We start from the raw sequence: 22,658 nt of genomic DNA on the forward strand, positions 1-22,658 counted from the left end.
ATTCGTGTTCGTAGAATGGGACATCGAAAAAGAATGGCTCCGGATATACTCCGAGTATAAAAGGGTCATTACATTAATATCCGAAATAAAGTTCACCCTCAATATATAGGCATCGGGGGGTGTACGGTTTCATACCAAAGTCAACCGTTATTCATTTGAGGATAAGCTCTTAGTGTAGCCTGAGGTAATAATAATGGCCGGCAGCTGATACTACCGACCTGAAAATTGACTGCATGATATATGTTATCTGGCCTGCCAGACGACCTGCTTGCCGTAGTCGCAACGAAGGTGAAAGCCTGCCGATTATTTTTGCCCGCTTGGGCGCAGTCTGGCGGAGAGTCAGGGATTTGAACCCCGGATCCCGTTCATCACGGGATACACGATTTCGAGTCGTGCGCCTTCAGCCAGCTCGGCCAACTCTCCGCAAATATTTACTAAATAAAACAAACACGGAGTATGTCTTTGTGCGCCTTTCCCGCCTTGGGCGGGACCCCGCTGCGGCGGTGGCAGCCAGCTCGGCTCACCTCCGCTTGGGGCGGAGGGACCCCGCCGCTATTATATTCCAATCATTGTGGCGGTGGCAACTCTCCGCTTATTTATTAACCAACTTTTTAAAGGCATTGCCGCTTTTATATCTCTTAATCTGGCGCTCACGCCGAAATGCGTCTTCTTTAGTCTTGAATTCTTCTGTATGCACTATAACAAACGGTCCGCTATTTTTGATGGACTTGGTTTGGTTTGCGTTATGTCGCTTTAAACGCTGTACCAAGTCTGAAGTGTAGCCGGTATAATAGTTCTTTGTCGTAATGCTTTGAATGATATAGACCCAATACATAATCGTGCGCCTTTCCCGCCTGGAGTGGGGAACCCGCTGCTGCTGCTGCTCGCCTCTGTTGCCGGTGCCAGGCCAGAAAACAATGGATCAGGCCCGGGGCCTCTTGTTGATCATCTGCCGCAGGACCCCGGTGACGAATCTAGTTTTCCAGTCTTCCATTGACTTGGAAAGTTCAACCCGCATGGCTTCCAAGAACGGCTCGACGTTCTCCGGCGTCGCGGCCTCCAGCTTGAGGCCGGCAGTTTGCTCGATCTTCCGGATGGTATCCTCCGGCGCTTCAGGAGCGTAGCGCTGGAAGATATCGAGGATCGTGTGTTTTATATTGCTTTCGTCCGTGTCGATCGTCATGGTCAGGATCCTGTCAAATATTTGTCCACCTGCATCTGCAGACGCTGAGGCGGGGCCATCACGAACCGGCAATCGCCGGCTCCGGCGGCGAGGCACATTATCTCCCGGGCGTCGAGCTCGATCCCGAAGCTGAACGAGCACCATCCCGCCGAATATCCCGCCGAGAACAGGCATACCGGGTGGTCGCTCCGTTTTCCCTGGCGCAGGCAGGCAGCCGACTCAAACGTATTGGGATGGTTGTAAACCAGCAGGTAGTTCTCATCGGGCGTGGGCCTGCTTTCGGGCAGAATGTCCACAAACGCCCAGCCGGTGTGGCTGAAATGGACCGGGCCGGCCGACAACCGCTGGATAGGATCCTTCAACCCCAGCTTTTCGGCGAAATGCCGGGCATCGCTGCGTCCCACGGTTTTAGCCAGATCGTAGAGAAACGAAGCGGCGACCTCAGCGCCAAAATCGGCGATCATCTTGTTCCGCAGCGAAAGGAAAATGGATTCTCCCCGCATCAGGATATAGCGTTCTCCGCCGATGGTGATGACTCCCTTGGTCGGGTCCGACACCATGCTGGCGAAAAAGGAACGGACGTTCTTTTCGGCCTCCGCAAATATTGACTCGAATTGTGCGGGGACTTTTACCGTTTGTGCCATTTTATCTCCTTTGTTAAAATATTTACATCATTTTTATTAATGGGGGCAATAAATAAATTGCACGGATTTTCTCTGATTACGCCGATTCCAAACCGTACCTGCGTGCCTGCCTATGCCGAAGCGGCTACGCGCAGGCAGGCCATGGTGCGCTTCAGCACGCCATGCCCCGCCTAAAGGCGAGGCTCCGCTTTGCCACCGCTTTGCGGGGCAAGCGGGGCCGTGGGCAGGCGTGGAGGAGAGGTTGCTAATATGAAAGCGTAAGCGGATAGAATGCAACAAATATATTGACCGGGTTAATATATCATGGACGCCGTTGAAAGTCAAAGTTTTTCCGTTTTTCTTTAAAAAAGTCTTTCAGTAGTTTTGAAGATTCTTCCCGTAAAACGCCGCTTTTGATTTCTATCCTGTGATTGAGGCGCCTGTCCCCGGCGATATTAAATGCCGAGCCGCAGGCACCGGCCTTGGGGTCAACTGCCGCAAATACCAGCCGGTCGATCCGGGCCAGCGCCATGGCTCCGGCGCACATGGTACAGGGCTCCAGGGTTACATACAGGGTACAGCCGGTAAGCCGCCAGCGGCCAAGCTTTTTTGCAGCTTGTGCCAGGGCGATGATCTCGGCGTGCCGGGAGGCGTCTTGTTTTGTCTCCACTTGGTTCCAGCCCCGCCCCACGATCCTGCCACTGTAAACGACCACGGCCCCGACCGGGACTTCGTTGTTCAGGGCCGCCTTTTGGGCCAGCTTCAGGGCCCGTTGCATATATGGCAGGTCTTGGTCGGTCATAAAAATGGTACGCCCGAGAGGATTTGAACCTCTAACCTACGGATTCGTAGTCCGTTGCTCTATCCAGTTGGGCTACGGGCGCACAAATGGTTTCGTTTGATCAAAGCAAGAACGTAACTATTTAGCCATCAGATTTTTTTCACACCAGGCTCACAAGAGTCTTATTGGCTATACGGCAGGACGATAACTCAGTGCCGGTTCGTGATGGCGAATTACCCCAGAAACTCTGCCAAAGGGCTCGCTACCGGGGCTTCTGGGCGGGCTTTGAGGCCCTTCGATTTAACTCAGGGCCTGTTTGGTGTGATGAAAGGCTGGCCCGAATAGTTACTCCAGAACTCTAATTATAACTTGTTAAGGCATTTCAAGTCAAGCCATTTTTAGGGGGCGAATAAAAAATAAAATAAAAGGCTTGTAATTTTAAAAACTAATTGATACAATATCAAACTGGAGCAGCAGTCGTTATTTTTTAACGGAGATTAAATAATGAAACTAGACGCCAGCCTGGTAAAATATTTGGGCCAGCCATTGGCCGAAAAATTAGAGAGCGGAAAACTTTCGGGCGAGGAAACCCGGCAAGCCTCCGAGAAGCTCAACCGACTATTTGCGGCGTTGTCGCCCTACCTGCCGAGGGGGCTGCACGCCCGGCGGCAGGGACTGATCAAGGGCGAAAAGCTGACGGCCGCCATCCTGCTGGCCGACGTCTCCGGGTTCACCACTTTATCGGAACGGCTTTCCCGCACCGGCAAGGAGGGGGCCGAGGAGGTCACCAGCATCATCAACGGCTATTTTTCGCCGCTGATAAAAATCGCCCTGAAATACGGGGGGGACCTAATCCGCTTTGGCGGCGATTCCATCACCGTTATTTTTGAGCCCCTTCCGGACGAAACCGCCGGCAAAGAACGCCGGGCCGCCCAGGCCGCCTGGGAGATGGCCGAGTTCGTAAAAAATTTTGCCGAGGTAAAAACCTCCATCGGCTCGTTCCCGGTGGGCCTGCACCTGGCTTTGCACACCGGAAGCTTTACCATCTGCCGGGTGGGAAGCGAAAAGGAAGGCCTGCAGTACCTGCTGGCCGGCCAATCGGCCGCCGCGGCCGCCAGGCTGGAGGACGAAGCCGAGGCCGGGCAGATCCTAATTTCCAAAGAAATGCACCAGGCTCTGACCGGATCGGTAAAGGACGAAAAAAAATCCGGGGATACCTTCCAGCTTCTGGAATTGACGGACCAGGCTCCGGCCGGCCTGGAGCAAAAAGAGGAAGCCGACCTCAGCCCCGAAACCATGGCCCAAAAGATCCAGGATCTGGCCGCCTACCTGCCGCCTTGGCTTTTCCAAAGGATGATCGCCGACCCCAAGTCCGGGGCCCAGAGCGGGGAGCATACCCGGGCCACGGCGCTGTTCCTGAGTTTTTCCGGCCTGGATTTTGACCACGACGCCAGCGCGGTGGCCAAACTGCAGAACTATTACCAGGTGCTGCAGCAGACGGTGAAATCTTACGACGGGCATCTCAACAAGATTGACTCCGGCCAGGACGGCCAAAGGGCTTTGATCCTTTTCGGCGCCCCCCAATCCCACGAGGACGACGAGATAAGGGCCGCCCTCTGCGGGCTGGAGATGCTTTCGCATCAGGAGTTTTCCTACGGCGGCATGCACCAGAAATTCGGCATCAATTCAGGCTATGTCTTTGCCGGGACGGTGGGCTCGGCGGCCCGCCGGGAATACACCGCCATGGGCGACGAGGTCAACCTGGCCGCCCGGCTGATGGGCTCGGCCCAGGACGAGGAGCTTTTGATCACCGAGGCCACCCACCGCAAATGCAAGAACAAGTTCCTGGCCGAGCCCCTGGGCGAGCGCCAGTTCAAGGGCAAGGCGCACCCCATCAGCATCTTTAAAGTGACCGCCAAAAAAGAGGTGGGCGAAGACATCTTTGCCAAGTGGATCTCCGAGTCCAAGGCCATCGTGGGGCGGAGCCAGGAGCGGGAGCTTTTAAACCAGGCCATCGAAAAAACCCTGTTGGGCAAGGGCCAGATTGTGTCCATAGCGGGCGAGGCCGGCATCGGCAAGTCGCGGCTGACCCGCGACCTCACCAGCCGCTGGATGGAGCGGGGCTACACCCTGTTCGGCGGCAGTTGCCAGTCGTACGGCCAGGCCATCAGCTATCTGCCCTGGTCCGAACTTTTGGAAGCCTATCTGGGGCTTAAAAAGACCGACAGCCCGGAGCAGAAGGCCCGAAAGATCGAAAAAGCCCTGGCCATAATAGATCCCCAACTGAAGGACTGGGCCCCGATCATAGGAGAGATCACCGGGGCGCAGATGCCAGAGACCCAACTCACCAAATCTCTGGACGCCAAGCTGCGCCAGCAGAGGCTGTTCGACCTGGCGCTGGACCTGGCAAGCTGGGGCGCCTCTCAGGAGCCGTTGATGCTGATTTTGGAGGACCTGCACTGGGCCGACGGCGCCTCCATGGAACTGCTGAACTATCTGGCCCGCAACATCGGGGAAAAGGCCATCCTGTTATGCCTGGTCTACCGGCCGCTGGAGACCCAGCACGAATTCGCCGCCAAGGACTACCACCAGGCCATCAACCTGAAAGAGCTGACCCCGGAAGAGAGCCTGGAATTGGTGCATTCGCTGCTTGCCATCGAGGGCATGCCGCCGGAGTTGGAGGCGCTGATCCTGAAGAAGAGCCAGGGCAACCCCTTCTTCGTGGAAGAGGTGGTCAAGTCGTTGATCGAGCAGAAGGTGGTGGACCAGAAGGACGGCAAGTGGCAGGTGGTGGCCTCGGAGGTTAAGAACGTCAACATCCCCGACACCGTCCAGGGGGTCATCAAGAGCCGGGTGGACCGCTTAAGCTACGAGACCAAGGAGGCGCTGCAGTTCGCCTCGGTGATCGGGCGGGAGTTCAGCTTTAACCTGCTGTCCGGCATCTATCCCCAAAAGGAGCAGATCAAGCCGGCGCTGGCCGACCTCAACCGCTTTGACCTGGTGCTGCTGGAAGGCGAGGACGGCTATATGTTCAAGCATATCATGACCCAGGAGGTGGCCTACGACAGCCTGCCCTTTGCCAAGCGCCGGGAGCTGCACAACGCCATCGGCGACCAGTTGGAGGAAGCGCATCAGGGTAAAATCGAAGAGGCTTTTGGCTTGCTGGCCCACCACTATTACCACGCCAACAACTGGGAGCCGGCCTTCTTCTATTCGGTGGAGGCCGGGGACAAGGCTAAGAAGGTCTACGCCAACCAGGAGGCTTTGGCCCACTACGACCGCTCGCTGGAGATCTTCGACAAAATGGTTGAGGCCGGGATGCTGCCGGAACTGACTAAAAGGATCGAGGAAGAGATCAAGGCCGAGGAGGCCAAGAAGTCTGTTGAGATGCAGCAGGGGAAATAGTTTTCCGCATATTTTTAAAATCCGCCGTGTCATTAGCTCCGATCAGAAAGCGCGGTGTGCCTTTGTGATTATTGTTTCTTCATGAAAAGCAACAAGGGAACCGCTGTTATTCAGCGGTTCCCTTGTTGTTTGCACCGCTAAACAAAGAACTTTCATATCAAAACAGCCAGGGCAATGGTATTGGCCGCTAATGATCCATAAGACAAATAAGGCTCGCTAATAATTAGTTCTCCCTGAAAAACACGAAAACTCAGAAAATCCATAACCTATTGATCACAAAATATGTTAAAGTAATATTCTGAATTCAACATTTCGCGCTTTTTCGAGTGTTTAGCGGGTTTTTCAGGGAGAACTAAATACTGTCTCCATAAACGGAAAGCATAACATAAGCGGAGAGTTGCCACCGCCACAATGATTGGAATATAATAGCGGCGGGGTCCCTCCGCCCCAAGCGGAGGTGAGCCGAGCTGGCGGAATCCGCAATATAGTAAACGAAATTAAACAAAAATAATATGCGCTGGAAATCCGATTGCCGCCGCTTTTTGGGTGTCAAACCGTGCCCGATAAGCCCGAACTGCCGGGAATGTAAAAGATATTCTCCCTGGAAGGAGAGATTTCTGATTATAAAATTGGCGGCAAAGGGAGACGTGCTGAGGACTACGCCGTTGGCCCTGGCTCTGAAACAGAAATATCCCGGTTCGAAGATTACCTGGCTGACCGATGCCGATGCCGCTCCCCTGCTTTACAACAATCCATCGGTGGATGAATTGCTAGGTTACGATTTTTACTTCCTGACTCAATTATCGGTCGAAAGATTCGACCGGATAATCTGTTTAGACAAGGAACCGCGGGCCGCCGGTTTAGCCTCCATACTGGCGGGCCGCCGCAAATATGGCTTTGGCTGGGATCCCAAGGGCGCCTTGGTTCCCCTGAACAAAGAGAGCCGATATCTTTATGACTTGGGGTTGTCGGACCGTCTTAAATTTCAAATCAATCAAAAAAGTTACCAGCAACTGATAATAGAGGCTGCCGGGCTTGAATATACCGGGCAGAAATATCAATACCGGGAGACCCCGGAAGAATCCCAATGGGCCGGGGCTTATCTGAGCAACCTGTTTCGCAGAGGAACAGGCCTGCCGCTGATCGGCCTCAACACCGGGGTGGGAAGGGCCTTTCCCACCAAGGCCTGGCCGGTTGAAAATTATGCCCGGCTGGCCCGGAGCATCAACCAGGAGAAAATAGGCCGGGCAATTATCCTGGGCGGACCCGGGGAGAAAGTTTTGGTCAAAAAGATTTCCCACCTGGTTCCCGGAATCTTTGCTTCACCCTGCGATCTTAGCCTCAGGCGGTTTGCGGCCCTGATCTCCCGTCTGGACATCATTGTCAGCGCCGACAGCCTGGCCATGCATCTGGGGATCGCCCTGGAGAGAAAAGTGATCGCTTTATTCGGCCCCACCTGCAGCCAGGAAATTGACCTGTACGGGCGGGGAGAGAAACTGGATCTGAGGCTGGATTGTTCCCCCTGCTATAAAACTTCCTGCGCCGGGGCCAAATGCCTGGCCGGAATTTCCCAGGAGGACGTGCTGGCCGCGGTAAAGAGAAACCTATAATCATGAATTTCAGCCTAGGCATTGCAGCTTATAACGAGGCGGCCAATATCGGCAGATTGCTGGACCGCCTATTAGCATATCAACCCGATGTTTCGGGGCTTTCCGAGATCGTGGTAGTGGCCTCCGGCTGCACCGACGAAACCGAGTCCATCGTCCGGTCATATGCCGCAAAAGACAGCAGGGTCAGGCTGATTACCGAACCGCAGCGGAAGGGAAAGGCCTCGGCAGTCAATCTTTTTATCGAGAAATCGGCGAACGATCTTTTGGCGTTGATGAGCGCGGATGTTTTGCCTGATGACGGCGCCCTGAAGCATCTGATCAAACCATTTTCTAACGATAAGATAGGCGTAACGGCCGGCAGGATAATCCCGGTGAACGATAGGTCCAGTTTCATGGGGTTTTACGGGAACCTGTTCTGGTTACTGCACCATCAGATAGGCCTGCAGAGCTTCAAGGCCGGCGAGGCGGTGGCCTTCCGCAAGGTGTTCTCTTCCATCCCGGCCGATACCGCCACCGACGAGACTTGGATAGTTCAGCAGGTGCTGGAGAAAGGATATCTTTCGCAATACATACCCCAGGCCATTTTCAGGAACCGGGGGCCGGATAATATCGGGGATTTCCTCAAAGTCCGGAGGCGTCATCTTGTCGGCTACTATCACCTCTTGAAATTGAGGCCCGATTGGAAACTGCCCGACACCATGGACAATGTCAAGGTCCTTAAGCTGCTGGTCGGCGAATTTTCATTTACGCCCAAAGAAGCGCTGTTTCTGATAGGCTCGGTCCTTTTGGAATTCTGGGCCAGGGCCCTGGCCCAGTATGATTTTTATCTGGCCGGAAAAAATCCTTTTGTGTGGGATACGGCCGCTTCCACAAAATGCCTGGAGGGAAAAAAGTGAATCCCATTGCCGGACAGATCCCTTACCGGATGTTCAGGGCCTGGGGCTGGCCGGTAATCATGCCGCTGAATTACACCATCAGCGTAACCGCCCGCTGCAATTACCGCTGCGCTACCTGCCGGATATACCAGTCAGACCTCCCCGAAATGACGATCCGCGATTACCGCAGTTTATTTTTATCTTTGGGCCGATCGCCTTATTGGGTCACTTTTTCCGGGGGGGAACCGTTTTTGCGCGGCGATTTCGGGGATATCGTCGAGATGTGCTGCGCCATCTGCCGCCCCCAGCTGGTAAATATCCCCACCAACGGAAGTTTTCCCGAGAAGACGGCGGAAACCGCAGGGAACCTGGCGAAACGGCACCATCATATCAATTTCATCGTCAATGTTTCGATTGATTCCACCGGAGACGAGCAGAACGACATCCGCGGCCATAGGGACGCCTGGCGGAATGCCGCGGCCACGGTCGCAGCGTTGAAGAAGGACCGGCCAGGCAATCTCCTGACAGGCATCGGCACTGTCATCTCAAAAAGAAATCTTGACGGTTTTGCCAGGCATCGCGCGGAACTGGAAAAGCTGGGGGCCGGTTCCATGGTGGCCGAGGTGGCCGAAAACCGGGTGGAGTTGCTGAACGAGAGCTTGGACATCACCCCGTCCCCGGAAGAATATAAGGCGATAGCCGACGACCTGATAGAAGAGATCAAGCTGAAGAAAAGGAAAGGATTGGCCGGCCTGACTCAGGCCTTCCGCAAACAGTACTATGGCTATGTCTATAAAATTCTCAGGGGCGAAAAGGGACTGCCCTGCTATGCCGGTTTTGCTTCGGTCCAGATAATGCCGGACGGGGCCGTCTGGGGTTGTTGCATCAGGGGCGATGAGATGGGCCGGCTACCGGATTATGATTACGATTTAAAAAAACTGTGGCATTCTGATAAAGCTGCCGAAACCAGGGGAAAAATAAAATTACGTCGCTGCGCTTGTCCTTTGGCAAATGCGGCTTACACCAATATGATGTTAAATACGGCAACGTCTTTTAAAATATTGGGGAAAATAGTTTTTGAGGGGATGGAATGAATATCAGGGAATATTATGAACTATATTGGAGCGGCGGAGGTTATTTGCCCCCGGATAGCGAGTTGTTGACTTTTAAGAGGAATTTTTTATTTCAGGCGATTAAGGGCTCGCAGGATTTGAGCATTCTGGACCTTGGCTGCGGCGACGGCCGGGTGTCGGCGGGATTTAAAAGAGAATATACTGTTTTTGGAATAGACATTTCAACCAAAGCGCTATTGGAAGCCCAAAAGCGCGGCCTCCTTTCGGTCCTTTATCAGGATGAAACGCTTCCCTTTAAGGATTCTACTTTTGATGTCATCATAACCTTTGATATTCTTGAACATCTGTTTGATCCTGAACATTTACTGCAAGAAGTCCGAAGGGTTTTAAAGCCCAAAGGTCTATTATTGTTGGCTGTGCCCAATGCTGGGATGCTGTATAATCGCTGGTATTTTTTGTTTACCGGACAATTCCGGGATTTCACAGCCGTAAGCGACCGAACCATGCCGGGTTGCAGCATTCAAGAGCATATTCGCTTTTTCAGCCGGAAGGGTATTCTGACGATGTTAAAACGGCTTGGATTTGCGGCGGAAAAGGCGGAGTATTGGTTTCCCAGAAAATTTTACCGGCCAGGATTTTCAAAATTCAGCTTTTTAGGCTCAATGATCATTCTTTTTAGATTGGAAAAACTTTTCCCGACTCTTTTGGCGCAAGTATTTTTTATTAAAGCTGGGAAACAGGCCGCTGATTTGAATTATAAAAACACCATCAGAAGATAATGTATTTTTTAGGGTTAACATCCGGCAACCATGACAGCTCCGCCGCCCTGGTCAAGGATGGCGAGTTAATAGCGGCGGCCCAGGAGGAGCGTTTTGACCGCCGGAAACACTCGGCCGCTTTCCCCAAACAAGCAGTGCGTTTTTGTTTGGAAAATGCCGGGATTTCCCTTGCCGAGCTAACCGGAGTAGGTTTCTATTGGCGGCCGTGGGCCAGTCTTTACGCCAAGGCATTTTGGCTTCTCAAGTACTTTCCCTATTCATTGGGCCTGTTCAAAGAGGGGATGAATCCGCATAATTTTTTAAAGATGCAACTGATAGATGAGGAGCTAAAGAGGAGTTTCGGCTGCTCCCGGACGATTCCGGTAAGATTTTATGACCACCACTTGACGCATGCCGCCAGCGCTTTTTTTCTCTCGCCATTTGAACGGGCGGCCATATTAACAATGGATGGCAGCGGAGAATATTTGGCTTGCGGTTTTTACTTGGGACAGGGGAAGAGCATTAAAAAATGCGGAGGGTTACCCTTTCCCAATTCTTTGGGCTATCTCTACTCAGCCGTTACGGAATATCTGGGATTTGAGAAGAATGAGGGGGAGGGAACAGTGATGGGTTTGGCCGCCTACGGTAAACCCGCTTATGCCGAAGCCTTTAGAAAAATAGTTCGGTTAAATCCCAATTCTCACCACCATCCTTATGACATAGATTGGCGCTTCTTCAGCTTTGCCTTAGGGGAGAGCCGGTGGTATTCGTCAAGGCTTTGTCAACTTTTAGGGCCTCCCAGAGAAAAGAATGAGGAAATAACAAAAAGACATCAGGACATTGCCGCGAGCTTGCAGCTCATGCTGGAAGAAGCCGTATTAGCGTTGGCTTTCTGGCTGCATCGGCACACCGGGCAGGAGTCGCTTTGTTTGGCCGGCGGCCTGGCGTTGAATTGCGCTGTTAATGGCCGTTTATTGCTAGAAGGGCCTTTCAAGAACATTTTTATTCAGCCGGCGGCTAATGACGCGGGCTGCAGTTTGGGCGCGGCTCTTTTGCCGGCATTTGCCGGACTTCCCGAGAGCAGGCGGGCGCCCCTGTCGGATGTCTATTTCGGACCAGCTTATTCCGATGAGAAGTGTCTCAGGGCTATAAAAATTGCCCGGTTAAAATATCAATATTGTTCGCAGCCTTCTGTTGAAGCGGCCCGCTTGCTTGCCCTGGGGAAAGTCATCGGCTGGTTCCAAGGGAGAATGGAATTTGGACCCCGGGCCCTGGGAAATCGCAGTATTATAGCCGACCCTTCAAAGCCGGAGATGAAAAATATAGTGAATGCAAAAGTAAAATTTAGAGAACCATTTCGTCCCTTTGCTCCGGCCATATTATTGGAAGATAGAGAGAGATTCCTAAGAGATTCTACCCCTTCTCCATATATGCTTTTAGCCTTTAAGGTTAAACCAGAAATGGCAAATTTAATTCCTGCTACTGTTCATTTAGATGGGACGGCCAGGGTTCAAACTGTAAGTCACCAGCAAAACCCGTTATTTTATGACTTAATTGTTGAATTTAGAAAGCTCACTGGTCTGGGGGCAGTGCTAAATACTTCATTTAACTTAAAAGGCGAACCAATAGTTTGTTCTCCTGAGGATGCTATATCTACCTTCCAGCGCAGTCAGATGGATTGCCTGTTTATAGGGCGCTACTTGGTAAAAAGGATTCAGTGAAAAATGAAAATTGTTTTATTGAACCCTCCTGGCAAAAAACTGTATTTGCGGGACAACTATTGCGCCAAAGTCTCCAAAACTGGCTATATCAATCCGCCGGTTGATTTAATTGTCATAAGCGGCTGGCTGTGGAATAAACACAAACTTAAAGCGGTTGATGCCATCGTCCAGAGGTTATCTCCACCAAAGACAATGTCCGAAATTCTGGCGTTTAAATCACAAGCAGCAATAGTCTTGACCAGCCGGCTTTCCTGGCCCGAGGATGTTATATTTTTAAGACAATTGAAGAATGAACTGCCAGATTTACTACTCATCGGTTGCGGCGATTTATTTTTAGCAAATTGGAGCAAAGAGGAGTGGCAATCTATATTTGAAGCGGTGATTTTTGATTATACCACTCCTAATTTAGCAAGATTTCTTGATGAGTTTGAGAAAAGGGTTGAGCATAGCTTTACTTATGAGGGAATAGCTTTTAAAAAAGACAATGGTAGTTGGGTAGGGAAGTGGCAGGCAGCGAGCGGCGAATATCGCATTCCCATATCCCAGCATGAACTCTTCCCACTGCGGCTTTATCGCCATCCTTTTTTAAGGCGTCTGCCATACACCGTGGTGGTCAGCGATTTCGGCTGCCCGTATCGTTGTAGTTTCTGTCTTTCAGGGGTCTTGGGCTATAAATTCAGGCCGGTTTCGGATGTGATTGAAGAATTGCTCTACTTGAAATCATTAGGAGTTAAAGAGATCTTTTTTGGCGACCAATGTTATGGAGTGCCGCGGGAGCGCAATGAAGAAATGATGAAAACAATGTTGGTTAATAATTTAAAATTTGGCTGGGGGTGCTATACCCGGATAGATGCGGTGGATAAGGAATTATTATCGTTGATGAAAAGGGCCGGCTGTCATACGATCGTCTTTGGCCTGGAGAGCGCCACGCCTGAAATATGCCGTCAGATTCATAAGGCAATAGATGTTGACCGCGCTAAAGAGGCGTTGAGCTGGTGTCAGAAGCTGAAAATTCAAACCGTAGCTACATTTATTTTTGGACTTCCCGGTGAAAGCAAAAAAGAATGTTTAAAAACAATGGAACTGGCTATGACTCTTAACTTAGATTATGCCTCGTTTAATCTGGCTACTCCTCGTCCTTTGAAAAGGGCATTAGGGATTAAAAGTATTACACAGGCACTAATCATAGCTCAAAATGCATTGGAACTTTTAAGAGAGAGTTTTAAGAAATGATTGCCGGTATAATGATACCCACTTATTGCGAGGCGAAAAACATTCGCCCGCTGGTGGAGGAGATTTTATCCTTGAACCTTGACTTGAAAATACTGATCGTGGACGATTGTTCTCCCGACGGCACCGGTTTGATTGCCCAAGAATTAGCCCGCCGGCATCCGGAGCGGGTGGCGGTGATGGAGCGGCTGACCGAGCGGGGCCGGGGAGTGGCCGGCCTTGCCGGATTCAAGGAGATATTGACCTGGCCGGCGAAGTACGTGGTCGAAATGGATGCCGACTTTTCGCACCATCCCCGCTATTTGCCGGCCATGCTGGAGGCGATGGAGGACTGCGACGTGGCGGTCGGTTCGCGGTTCGTCAGGGGGGGGCGCGATTGCGGACGGCCCTGGCTGCGCCGTTTGATAACTTTTTTCGCCAACATTTATATTCGCCGGATTTTAGAAATAAAGATTCGTGATGGCACATCGGGTTACCGCTGCTTCCGACGAGAAGTTTTAGAATCCATTGATCTGGACCATGCCATCTCTTTGGGGCCTTCGGTAGTCCAGGAAATTCTATACAAAGCTCATTTAAAAGGCTTTCGTTTGAAAGAGATACCCGTGGTCTTTATAGATAGAGTCCGGGGACGCTCCACCTTTAATTGGCAGGTCTTTATAGAAGGATTTTTGATGATTTTAGTATTGTGGTTTCTATTCTCGCGGATAAGAAGATTGCCGACGGCCGAGGAAATAGAACTGTATACTAATGAAATTTTGCGGAATTCAAGAACCGCTAACGAATGAAAAAATGTACGATCTGTCGGCATTACAACAACCACGAAGGCCTTTTAAGATGGCAGATAAAAAAGAAGAATTATATCATCACATCGTAGGTGGGAGGAAATTCCTTGAATTAGCGCTTTCGGTCATGAAGACTGAAGGCCAAAGAAGGCCCATCGGCATAATATTGGACGCGGGCTGCGGCTCGGGGAATTTGTGCCGGGCAATGGCCGAAGCGGGATATCAAGCGGTCGGGGTGGACATCTCGGCTTGCGCTATAGAAGAAGCCAAAAAACTTGCGGCCGGTCTTTCGGCAGAATTTGTCCAGGCTGATATTACTGCCTGGAATGAAACCCGAAGGTTTGACGCCGTGACATTTACTTACGCCTTGGAACATATTCCCGACCCGGTTCAAGCGTTGGCGCAGATTAAACGCCTGACCAAGCCGCAAGGCGTGGTTTTGATAGCCATACCCAATGGCCATGGCCCTTATGAGATATTCAGTCTGATTCCCAAAAAGCTTGGGCTGGCCAGGCGGCTAAGGCCGTTCTTTATAAATGATCCATTGGTTAGAAAGATGTTAGCCGGATTTAGCTCCAATTTTGAGGATAATCCCCACCTGCACTACTTTAGCCTGAATAAAGCAGTGGAACTATTTTTGCGGACCGGATTTGAGGTGGAGCGGTATTACAAAGTCGGGTCCTTTCTGCTCGCTTTGCATTTACCGGTAGTCAACCGCATCCTTCAACGGCGCCGGGCTTTTGAATTTTTCGATCGCTTAGACGGCGTATTTTCTAAACTGTTGCCGGCCCGGTTGGCCGCGGGTTGGCTGTTCGTCTTAAGACCGGGCAAAAAGTAAGGGCGGTAATTTATGAAAAACTTTAAAGAAATATTTATAAAAAACTGGCGGTGGCGCCTGGTTTTTGCGTCTGTAGTTTTATTGGTTCTAACGCTGTCAATAATTCCTGCTTCCGACCCTGATTTGTGGATAATCCTGAGCACCGGCCGGTTTATTGCGGAGACCGGCCAGATTCCAGCGATAGACGCCTGGAGCTATACCGCTTTGGGAGAGCCCTGGATAATGCATGAATGGCTCGCCAGTTTGCTCTTTTACGGCCTGTATTCTTTTGCCGGCATAAATGGAATTATTCTATTCAAGGCGCTCCTGCTGGTTATAATCTTTGCCGCCGTCCTGCTGTTGATGCGCAAGAAAAAGGTAAGCCCCATTATCGCCCTCCTGACCGCCGGATTGGCGGCGGCCGCGGCCCAAATCGGCTTTGCCGAGAGAATCCAAATATTCACCTTCGCCGCTCTTATCGGTCTTGTCTGGCTGCTGGAACTATTCAGGCAAAACCAGGTTTCATCCAAAATTTTCCTGCTGGTCATTGGAGCGGGCTTTGCCGTTTGGGCCAATTTGCATTTAGGCTTAGTCTTTGGATTATTTCTTTTGGCCGTTTCCTGTCTTGATGAAATTTTAGCGGGATTTTCAGGAAAAGGCTGGAAGAAGTTTAATCTCCTTTTGTTTGGGGCAACTATAGCCGCGCTGGTTACGGCCGTCAACCCTTACGGATTCCGGCTGCTATTTGAAGCCTTGAAATACCTCATTGATCCCGAGACGAGGAAATTCGCCGTCCTGATCGGTCAGACAATATCCGAGTATGGCCCCTTATTGTCCCCCATAATTTCCCAGCATCCTTTCGTGTTATACGGGATTATCTGGATGGGATTTTCCGGATTAGGATTAGGCTTAAATTGGCGTAAAGTCAAAATATCCGAAGCCGTAGTTTGGCTCATCTTGGCGGCTTTAACCTTGAAGGCAAGCCGGTATTTGTCTTTTTTAGTATTACTAACCATGGCGCCGACGGCGGTCCACTGGCATCAAGCGGCGGCGTCCTTTTTCCAAAAAAGACGGCTTCGGCAGCCCGTCGCTAGCGGTTTGAAAAATGCGGCATTGGCCACGGTTTGTGTTATGGGGGCGCTCGTCATCGGATACATCTTTCATTTTGGCTGGAACTCCGGCCGGGGGAGATGGGAACGCGCCGGCTGGGGATGGAAGCCCCGGGTTTTTTCCGAAAAGGCGGCGGCCTTTTTGAAAACTTCCGGGGACAATTCTCCGGCGTTTAACAGTTACCGGCTGGGCGGTTTTTTGTTATGGCATCGGGCGCCGGTATTTATTGACGGCCGCTTGAGCCCTTACCGGAAAATACTTTCCGATTATAATAAAATCATGCTGGGCAATCTTAATCTGCTTGATAAATACAAAGTTGATTGGCTGATATTGGACTATCCCGAAACCGGCCAGACTTCCCGCCTTCATCAAATTCTCTCAAAATGCCCGGATTGGGCGCTGGTCTTCTGGGACGACGTATGTCTGATATATGCGCGCCGTTGCGGGAAGCAGCGCGATTTAATCGCTAAATACGAATACCGTTATGTCAATCCAGCCGCTCCTGATTTGGAGATCGCGCCGGATAAATTTCTGCCGGAGATAGAGAGACGACTGCGGGAAGACCAAAATCTGGCGACGCCGCATCTGATAGCCTATAACTATTATTTTTATCGTCAGGATTGGCGGATGGCGGAACAATGCCTCATGGCCGGCTTGAAGATTGACCCTGATGAGGGCAGTCTTTATAACAATCTGGGCAATGTGTGGCGGACCAAGGGCCGGCTTGAGGAAGCAATTGCCGCCTATCGCCGGGCGGCAAAGTTGGACCCCAATTTATCCGAAGCTTACTGTAATTGGGGCTACCTTATGGAATCCCGGAGATTTTATGAAAAAGCAAAAAAATTATACCTCACCGCGACAAAAGTTGCCCCCTCGGACCCTTGGCCGTATAATAGATTGGGAATAATTGAAATGAAACGAGGGAACCGCCAAAAGGCCGTAGAGTATTGGCGCAAAGGAGCGGCAATTGACCCGGCCTCGGAGGCCGCAAAAAATTTGAAAAACGCCGGCTGGTAATTTATCGCCTTGGCGGGGTGTACTTGTGCTGAACCAAGTTGAAGCATCAAAACCACCGGCCGTACTTCTGCTGAGTGTATCAGTATCAAAGTCAGGCAAGCGGGTAACAATGGTGAAATTTTTGGACAAATTAGCGCAAAGTGCAAAAAATACACTTCAGCAACTCATTGTAAATCAATGTATTTATATTATGAACGGTAAAATATTGCATTTATTAAAGAAACAAAGAAATAATACATATAGCTTTAAATAGATCAGAACAGCATATAACATTATGCAAATGAATAAATTACCTATTAACAATCCGATCCGGACCGCCTCTGGTATATTAATTGCATATTTTTTAAACGTTAATGAAAATATTAACCAATATTAACCAAAATTAATAAAACAGGAGAAAATCATGAAGAACATCACCAAGTGGTTAGTGGTTCTGGCTTTAGTGGTTTTGGCGGTCAATGCCTTTGCCATACCTGCCAGGCCCCGCCCGACCACGCTTACCCAGCCCGACGGCAGCAAATTTACCGTCCTATTAAAGGGTGACGAGCATTTTAGCTGGGCCGAAGATATGGATGGCTATTCCATCATCCAAAATAAAGACGGCTGGTGGACTTTTGCCGGGCAGGAAAACGGCCTGCTGGTTCCAACCAATCTGATGGTTGGCCGGGCCGCCTGCCCCTACAAGCCGCATTTACGGCCCAATGCCGAGGCGATCTCCAAACTGCCCCGGAACAAACACCTGCAGATAAACGTTACCGACGAGCAGCGGGACAAATGGGCCAAGGAGACCCTTTACGGAGTGGGCGGAACCAAGGAAAAACCCAGCAAGGCACCCACCGGCAAAAAATATTGCAACGTCCTCCTCGGCAATTTCAGCGACAGCACTTTCCAGATTTTCTCCGACAAGGACCCCAACCCCTGGACCATTTTTCCCAAGAGCATTTACCAGCATATGCTGACCCTTATTCCGGGCGATGCCGACTCTCTCAAGCCGGTGGTGGCCGACAGTTCTAAAGCCCCCAGCATGAGCAACTACTATTGGGAGTGTTCCTATAATAAGCTGTGGTGGGGCCATTACACCTGGGGCGACGACCAGATCACCGGGGTGGATACCATCCGCGCTTCGGGTAAAACCTGGAGCGGCGCCGACGGCAACACCACCGGTTACATGAAGGCCGCCGCCGATGCCGCCAATGCCGCGGTCGATTTCCGCGATCCCAACGATAATGCCGTCCAGGCCGGCCTGATAGTGGTGCACCCCGGCCCCGGCGAGGAGGAATCGGGTCGCGAAAACGATATCTGGTCGGCCTCCTATTCCGGCTTGGGCTGGAGCTTGGACGGCATCACGGTGGACAAGTGCATCGTCTGCCCCCAGAACGGCCAGTTGGGCGTGTTCGCCCACGAGATGTTCCACCAGCTAGGCGCGCCGGACCTTTACGATTACGGCTATAGCGGCGAACCCTGGGGCGAGTGGACCTTAATGGCCTCAGGCTCCTGGAACGGCGAACCGGGCGGCTCCCAGCCTTCGTTCCCGGGCGGACACCTGACTTACGATATTAACGGCGATCTGGGCGCCGTTGACGGCTGGCTGCCGGCCGGAGCGTCGGGCAAATCCGACTCCATCTCCAGCGCCTACCTCGGCGACGGAGAGTATACCGTCGCCTGTTTGGACTCAGTCGGCGAGGCCGACCGGGGCAATGTTACCAGCGGCATCCGGCTGTGGCGGATCCGCAACAACGCCTTCCGCGATTCGGCCCAGGTGTTCTTCGTGGAAGTGCGCAACCGCACCCCCCCCTACGAAATAGGCCTGCCCGAGAACGGCATCCTCATCACCCACATAGATACCCGGATGGCGGGTACGGCGCCGAACTTCAACGGCGGACCGCCTGGCAAAAAATATTATTATTCCTGGGTGGAAAATCCCGGCGTCAACCCCAATTTAAACTATGCCGCCGGGGACTCCAACTTCCCCCGCAACCCGGCCAACGCCGCTTATTCGGCCGACGATGTCAGCTCCGGGGGATATATTGAAAACGCCATCGACTCGCTGTCCGTTCCCAATTGCAAGACCAACCGCGGCACCGGCAACGGCGACGGCAACGGACCCTGGATCTATGACGTCTCCAGGGAAGGCCCCACCATGAAATTTAAAGTGGCCCGCACCGGCAAGGCGGCCGCCGTTCCGGTGGTGGGCTATGTGTCCTCGGTGGTGCTGGATCCGGTTACCGCCAACACCGCCAACAACAATAATAGCTTGTTTGATCCCTGGGAGACCGACTCCCTAAAAATGACCTTCCGCAACACCGGCGTGGCCATCACCGCCGGGGCCCAGTGCTCGCTGTATGTGGCGAAGGGAACCCAGTGGGCCTCCGTTACCAACCCCGGCTGGAAACAGGTAGGCGACGGCGCCATAGCCACCGATGCCAGCGGCCAGTGCCTGCCTTTCGTGGTGACAATAAAAAAGGACGCGCCCAAGTTCACCGACATACTCTTTGGAGTGGCCTTCAAGAGCGACACCCCCAGTTACAGCACCACCAGCTATTTTACCCAGAGGATCAGCGGCCTGAAGGTAGTCAAGACCTACGACTTCCAGAACATCCGGGTGGGCGGGACCACCTGGGACTGGCGGATAATGCCCAGCTCGGTGGCGGTATTGGCCGACACCGTGTTTTTGAGCAATGCCAACCTGGACCACTCATCCTGGTCTACCCGGGTTTACGCCGTCAAGAAGAACACCACCAACAACCCGTTGGTGGCCGGCGACACCATCCGCTCCATCAACAACCGGGGATCCGTCCAACAAAACGGCAGATACGGCGGCGGCATCGACATAGACAACAACGGGAAACTGTGGATATCCCTGGCCGACTCGGTGTTCAGGACCAACCGTTCAACTACCACGGAGGCGAATTTCAAGGCCCCCAACGTGGCCTGGGGCGGAACCCCCATGAAGCGCATCCGGGGCATATCCATGGGCCCCTCGGTAATAGATACGGTCGGGCCCGACCCCCTGCCCGGGGACTCCCTGTGGGCTTACTGGCAGAACTACGGCACCGGCGACTTTACCGGCGCCAATGCGAGGTGCGAATCGCTGATAGTAATGAGCAAACCGGCCTCGGGCACCGCGGTCAAGCGCTACGGCTACAGTTGGAATGACACCGCCTACGGCACCCCCGCCGAATATCCCTCGTGGTGGAACGGCCGGGCCGTCGCCTACGACGGCTCCAGCATCTGGACCACCTCGGTTTGGAAGAACTATTTAATCCGCCGGAATGCCGTCGACGCCAAAACCATCGAGGTAATGCCCGGGCCTTCCAGCTACGGCAACTACGGCACCTACGGCGCAGCCATAGAGGTTACCGACTCCTTGGGCGTGCCCTACGCCCCGGTGGGAACCGTGGCCTATGTCCGCGGTGCCGTCGGCACCAAGCACTACCTGTACTGCGGCTCCATGGACGAGGGCAAGATCTACAAAGTTGATGTGACGGATCTGGTGTTACCCACTCCTCCCGACAGCCAGAAGGTGACGGCCATTAGTTCCACCAGCAACAAGATCAAATGGTGGAAGGCCAATGTCGACGAGATGAAGGTAAGCCACTACTTTGTGTACCGCCAGGCCGACGGCGTCACCACCCCGCCGACGCAAGCGGATACGATAGGCAGAAGGCAGCACAGCTTCGGCGGCGGCGCGGCCGACAGCTTCGTCGACAACAACGCCAAGGGCGGCAAGGCCGCGTATACCTATAGCATAAAATCGGTAAACTACTACGGCCTGGGCACCTGGGGCGCCTCGGTCAAGTCCAGCCCGCTGGCGGTGGAGGTTACCAGCTTTGCCTCCTCGGTTTCCGGCTACAGCGTTACCCTGCAGTGGTCCTGGGCCTCGGCCTCGGCCTACCAGTGGAGGATCAAGCGCTCCGCCGACGACCAGAATTACGAGGTCAGAGCGGCCCTGGACGGGGCCGGCAGCAGCAACACCAGCGGCAGCCTGAGCTATACCGATCCGGTGGAGACCGAAGGCACCTACTATTACCAACTGTATGTCGTAGATACATACGACAACGAAAAACTTTCCGGCTCGCTGACAGTGACCGTGGGCAAGGTGCCGCTAAACTACGAGTTGTCGCAAAACTATCCCAATCCGATGGGCCGCGGCGCCACCACCGTCAAGTTCGCCTTAAAGAACCCGGGCAAGGTCAGCCTGGCGGTTTACAACGTGCTGGGCGAGCAGGTGCGGACCCTGGCCAACGATACCCGCAAGGCCGGGTTCTACAGCGTCAACTGGAACGGAACCGACGACAAAGGACGGCAGGTTTCCAACGGCATCTACTTCTACAAGCTGATCTCCGGAGAGTTCTCGTCCACCAAGAAGATGATGGTGCTAAAGTAATCGGCTAGCTTTTTTTACAAATCAAACCCCTCTCCAACTTGGAGAGGGGTTTGATGCAAGACCTCACCGCTTTGCAAGCCACTATATAAGCCTATCTCCCGCCTACGCTCTTGGCTTCCTCCTCCGTTGCCAACTATGGCGGACCACCGCCACAACCCATGGCCCCGCTGCAAGCCAGAGCCTCGCCTTTGGCGGGGCAAGCAAGTCGGCGGGCAGGCAGCGCAGGCTCCCTCGGTCCCTTGGAAAATAAATAAGTGGGTTTGGAACTAACAACCCAACTCAACCCTTTGGTTCCCTTCTCTGGCCCAGAGAAGGGACAGAGGGATGAGTTCGAGAATATACTTCACCGGTTGCTTCCTGAATGAATGGGACTATCATAGGCGGAGAATTTAACTTGTTAGTAGAGTTAGTTAGTTGCGAAGAACCATGGCCCAAAAAAGAAAAATCATCGGCGAGATAATGGTCTCCCTGGGTTACGTAACCTTGGAGCAAATAAACACGGCCCGCTGGCGGCAGATGCAGGGAACGGCCAAACGAATCGGAGAGTGCCTGGTGGAACTGGGGCACGCCACCCGCGACGAAGTGCGCCAGGCTTTGCAGGTACAGGAACTGGACCCGGCGGAGTAGCGCTGGATTACTAATATAGGATGCGCTTACGCCCCGGGGGCAAAATGCAACCTTTTGACAAAGGCTTCGGCAGGGCTTCGATAAGGCTTCGGCAAGGCTTCGATAAACTCAGCCCGGTGGCTCAGCCGGGCCGCTCAGGGCAAGAAATCAAAATGCAAAATGGAGGTGACTGAACAATGTTAAACTTAAAACAGTTAAAACCACAATACATTACAACCGACTCTGGCGAAAAAACAGCAGTTGTTCTGCCTATTTTAGAATTTCAAGAACTTCTTGAAGATGTAGGGGATCTTGCGATAGTGGCTGAACGCAGAGATGAATCCACAATCTCACATGAGGAATTGATTGGTGAATTGAAGATAGATGGATTTATATAAAATCGTATGGAAAAATTCTGCACGAAAAGAACTGGAAAAGATTAAGAGAGAAATCATCCCAAAAATTCTGAAGGCAATTGAATCGTTAGCCTTAAATCCGTTTCCAGCAGGAGTTAGGAAAATCTCTGGCTCTGAGTATACTTATCGTATCAGAGTGGGCGACTACAGAATTGTTTACAGTATTATTTCCCTGAATTCCGTCCCTTTTATATACACTACAAATCGAAAAAAATCGGCAATAACCAGGAAGCCTGGATTAACAATACGTTACAGGGAGCAACG

The 22,658-nt window shown here is 52.3% G+C and carries 18 protein-coding genes and 2 tRNA genes; 14 read left to right on the plus strand and 6 right to left on the minus strand.

Annotated elements, in window-relative coordinates; genetic code table 11:
* Positions 1–329: 329 nt before the first annotated feature.
* The 6 genes from HY768_09290 to HY768_09315 form a co-directional block, all read right to left on the minus strand.
* Positions 330–423: transfer RNA gene (locus HY768_09290), tRNA-Ser, on the minus strand.
* 169 nt (positions 424–592) lie between these two features.
* Complete coding sequence (locus tag HY768_09295; protein ID MBI4727394.1) at positions 593–835, minus strand: GIY-YIG nuclease family protein; 243 nt, start codon at positions 833–835, stop codon at positions 593–595.
* Between the two features lie 87 nt (positions 836–922).
* Positions 923–1,183, minus strand: coding sequence for a hypothetical protein (locus HY768_09300; GenBank protein ID MBI4727395.1), 261 nt, complete (start codon positions 1,181–1,183; stop codon positions 923–925).
* A 2-nt stretch (positions 1,184–1,185) separates the two neighbouring features.
* Positions 1,186–1,827: a XylR N-terminal domain-containing protein gene (locus HY768_09305; protein ID MBI4727396.1), complete on the minus strand. Its 642-nt coding sequence runs from the start codon at positions 1,825–1,827 to the stop codon at positions 1,186–1,188.
* 301 nt (positions 1,828–2,128) lie between these two features.
* A complete protein-coding gene (locus HY768_09310) occupies positions 2,129–2,584 on the minus strand; it encodes a nucleoside deaminase (GenBank protein MBI4727397.1) in 456 nt (151 codons plus the stop codon).
* Positions 2,585–2,613: 29 nt separating this feature from the next.
* A tRNA-Arg gene (locus HY768_09315) sits at positions 2,614–2,690 on the minus strand.
* A gap of 401 nt (positions 2,691–3,091) precedes the next feature.
* Between HY768_09315 and HY768_09320 the strand changes: the two genes are divergently transcribed.
* The 14 genes from HY768_09320 to HY768_09385 form a co-directional block, all read left to right on the plus strand.
* On the plus strand, positions 3,092–5,992 hold the full coding sequence (locus tag HY768_09320; GenBank protein ID MBI4727398.1) for an AAA family ATPase: 2,901 nt from the start codon (positions 3,092–3,094) through the stop codon (positions 5,990–5,992).
* Between the two features lie 629 nt (positions 5,993–6,621).
* Entirely contained in the window at positions 6,622–7,602 is a 981-nt protein-coding gene (locus HY768_09325; protein MBI4727399.1) for a glycosyltransferase family 9 protein, read from the plus strand.
* A gap of 2 nt (positions 7,603–7,604) precedes the next feature.
* Positions 7,605–8,498, plus strand: coding sequence for a glycosyltransferase (locus HY768_09330; GenBank protein ID MBI4727400.1), 894 nt, complete (start codon positions 7,605–7,607; stop codon positions 8,496–8,498).
* Positions 8,495–9,571, plus strand: a complete 1,077-nt coding sequence (locus HY768_09335; protein ID MBI4727401.1) for a radical SAM protein — start codon at positions 8,495–8,497, stop codon at positions 9,569–9,571. The genes HY768_09330 and HY768_09335 overlap by 4 nt, the downstream gene beginning before the upstream one ends.
* A complete protein-coding gene (locus HY768_09340; protein MBI4727402.1) occupies positions 9,568–10,329 on the plus strand; it encodes a class I SAM-dependent methyltransferase in 762 nt (253 codons plus the stop codon). Before HY768_09335 ends, HY768_09340 begins: the two co-directional genes overlap by 4 nt.
* Positions 10,329–12,029 carry a carbamoyltransferase gene (locus HY768_09345; GenBank protein MBI4727403.1) on the plus strand — a complete coding sequence of 567 codons (1,701 nt, stop codon included), beginning with the start codon at positions 10,329–10,331 and terminating at the stop codon, positions 12,027–12,029. Before HY768_09340 ends, HY768_09345 begins: the two co-directional genes overlap by 1 nt.
* Before the next feature lie 3 nt (positions 12,030–12,032).
* Positions 12,033–13,262 carry a radical SAM protein gene (locus tag HY768_09350; protein ID MBI4727404.1) on the plus strand — a complete coding sequence of 410 codons (1,230 nt, stop codon included), beginning with the start codon at positions 12,033–12,035 and terminating at the stop codon, positions 13,260–13,262.
* On the plus strand, positions 13,259–14,044 hold the full coding sequence (locus tag HY768_09355) for a polyprenol monophosphomannose synthase (protein ID MBI4727405.1): 786 nt from the start codon (positions 13,259–13,261) through the stop codon (positions 14,042–14,044). Before HY768_09350 ends, HY768_09355 begins: the two co-directional genes overlap by 4 nt.
* A 49-nt stretch (positions 14,045–14,093) precedes the next feature.
* Positions 14,094–14,879, plus strand: coding sequence for a class I SAM-dependent methyltransferase (locus HY768_09360; protein MBI4727406.1), 786 nt, complete (start codon positions 14,094–14,096; stop codon positions 14,877–14,879).
* A 12-nt stretch (positions 14,880–14,891) separates the two neighbouring features.
* Positions 14,892–16,985, plus strand: coding sequence for a tetratricopeptide repeat protein (locus HY768_09365; GenBank protein MBI4727407.1), 2,094 nt, complete (start codon positions 14,892–14,894; stop codon positions 16,983–16,985).
* Between the two features lie 403 nt (positions 16,986–17,388).
* On the plus strand, positions 17,389–21,372 hold the full coding sequence (locus HY768_09370; GenBank protein MBI4727408.1) for an immune inhibitor A: 3,984 nt from the start codon (positions 17,389–17,391) through the stop codon (positions 21,370–21,372).
* A gap of 426 nt (positions 21,373–21,798) precedes the next feature.
* Entirely contained in the window at positions 21,799–21,999 is a 201-nt protein-coding gene (locus HY768_09375; protein MBI4727409.1) for a hypothetical protein, read from the plus strand.
* A 176-nt stretch (positions 22,000–22,175) separates the two neighbouring features.
* Positions 22,176–22,376 carry a hypothetical protein gene (locus HY768_09380; protein MBI4727410.1) on the plus strand — a complete coding sequence of 67 codons (201 nt, stop codon included), beginning with the start codon at positions 22,176–22,178 and terminating at the stop codon, positions 22,374–22,376.
* The coding region (locus HY768_09385) for a type II toxin-antitoxin system RelE/ParE family toxin (GenBank protein MBI4727411.1) at positions 22,363–22,658 on the plus strand (296 nt) is incomplete at its 3' end. The genes HY768_09380 and HY768_09385, both read left to right, overlap by 14 nt.

The sequence above is a fragment of the candidate division TA06 bacterium genome, assembly GCA_016208585.1.
Taxonomy (GTDB): Bacteria; Edwardsbacteria; AC1; order AC1; family EtOH8; genus UBA5202.

Coding starts and splice junctions, on each gene's coding strand:
- HY768_09295 (MBI4727394.1), bottom strand. CDS start 835: ATGTATTGGGTCTATATCATTCAAAGCATTACGACAAAGAACTATTAT.
- HY768_09300 (MBI4727395.1), bottom strand. CDS start 1,183: ATGACGATCGACACGGACGAAAGCAATATAAAACACACGATCCTCGAT.
- HY768_09305 (MBI4727396.1), bottom strand. CDS start 1,827: ATGGCACAAACGGTAAAAGTCCCCGCACAATTCGAGTCAATATTTGCG.
- HY768_09310 (MBI4727397.1), bottom strand. CDS start 2,584: ATGCAACGGGCCCTGAAGCTGGCCCAAAAGGCGGCCCTGAACAACGAA.
- HY768_09320 (MBI4727398.1), top strand. CDS start 3,092: ATGAAACTAGACGCCAGCCTGGTAAAATATTTGGGCCAGCCATTGGCC.
- HY768_09330 (MBI4727400.1), top strand. CDS start 7,605: ATGAATTTCAGCCTAGGCATTGCAGCTTATAACGAGGCGGCCAATATC.
- HY768_09340 (MBI4727402.1), top strand. CDS start 9,568: ATGAATATCAGGGAATATTATGAACTATATTGGAGCGGCGGAGGTTAT.
- HY768_09345 (MBI4727403.1), top strand. CDS start 10,329: ATGTATTTTTTAGGGTTAACATCCGGCAACCATGACAGCTCCGCCGCC.
- HY768_09350 (MBI4727404.1), top strand. CDS start 12,033: ATGAAAATTGTTTTATTGAACCCTCCTGGCAAAAAACTGTATTTGCGG.
- HY768_09355 (MBI4727405.1), top strand. CDS start 13,259: ATGATTGCCGGTATAATGATACCCACTTATTGCGAGGCGAAAAACATT.
- HY768_09360 (MBI4727406.1), top strand. CDS start 14,094: ATGGCAGATAAAAAAGAAGAATTATATCATCACATCGTAGGTGGGAGG.
- HY768_09365 (MBI4727407.1), top strand. CDS start 14,892: ATGAAAAACTTTAAAGAAATATTTATAAAAAACTGGCGGTGGCGCCTG.
- HY768_09370 (MBI4727408.1), top strand. CDS start 17,389: ATGAAGAACATCACCAAGTGGTTAGTGGTTCTGGCTTTAGTGGTTTTG.
- HY768_09375 (MBI4727409.1), top strand. CDS start 21,799: ATGGCCCAAAAAAGAAAAATCATCGGCGAGATAATGGTCTCCCTGGGT.
- HY768_09380 (MBI4727410.1), top strand. CDS start 22,176: ATGTTAAACTTAAAACAGTTAAAACCACAATACATTACAACCGACTCT.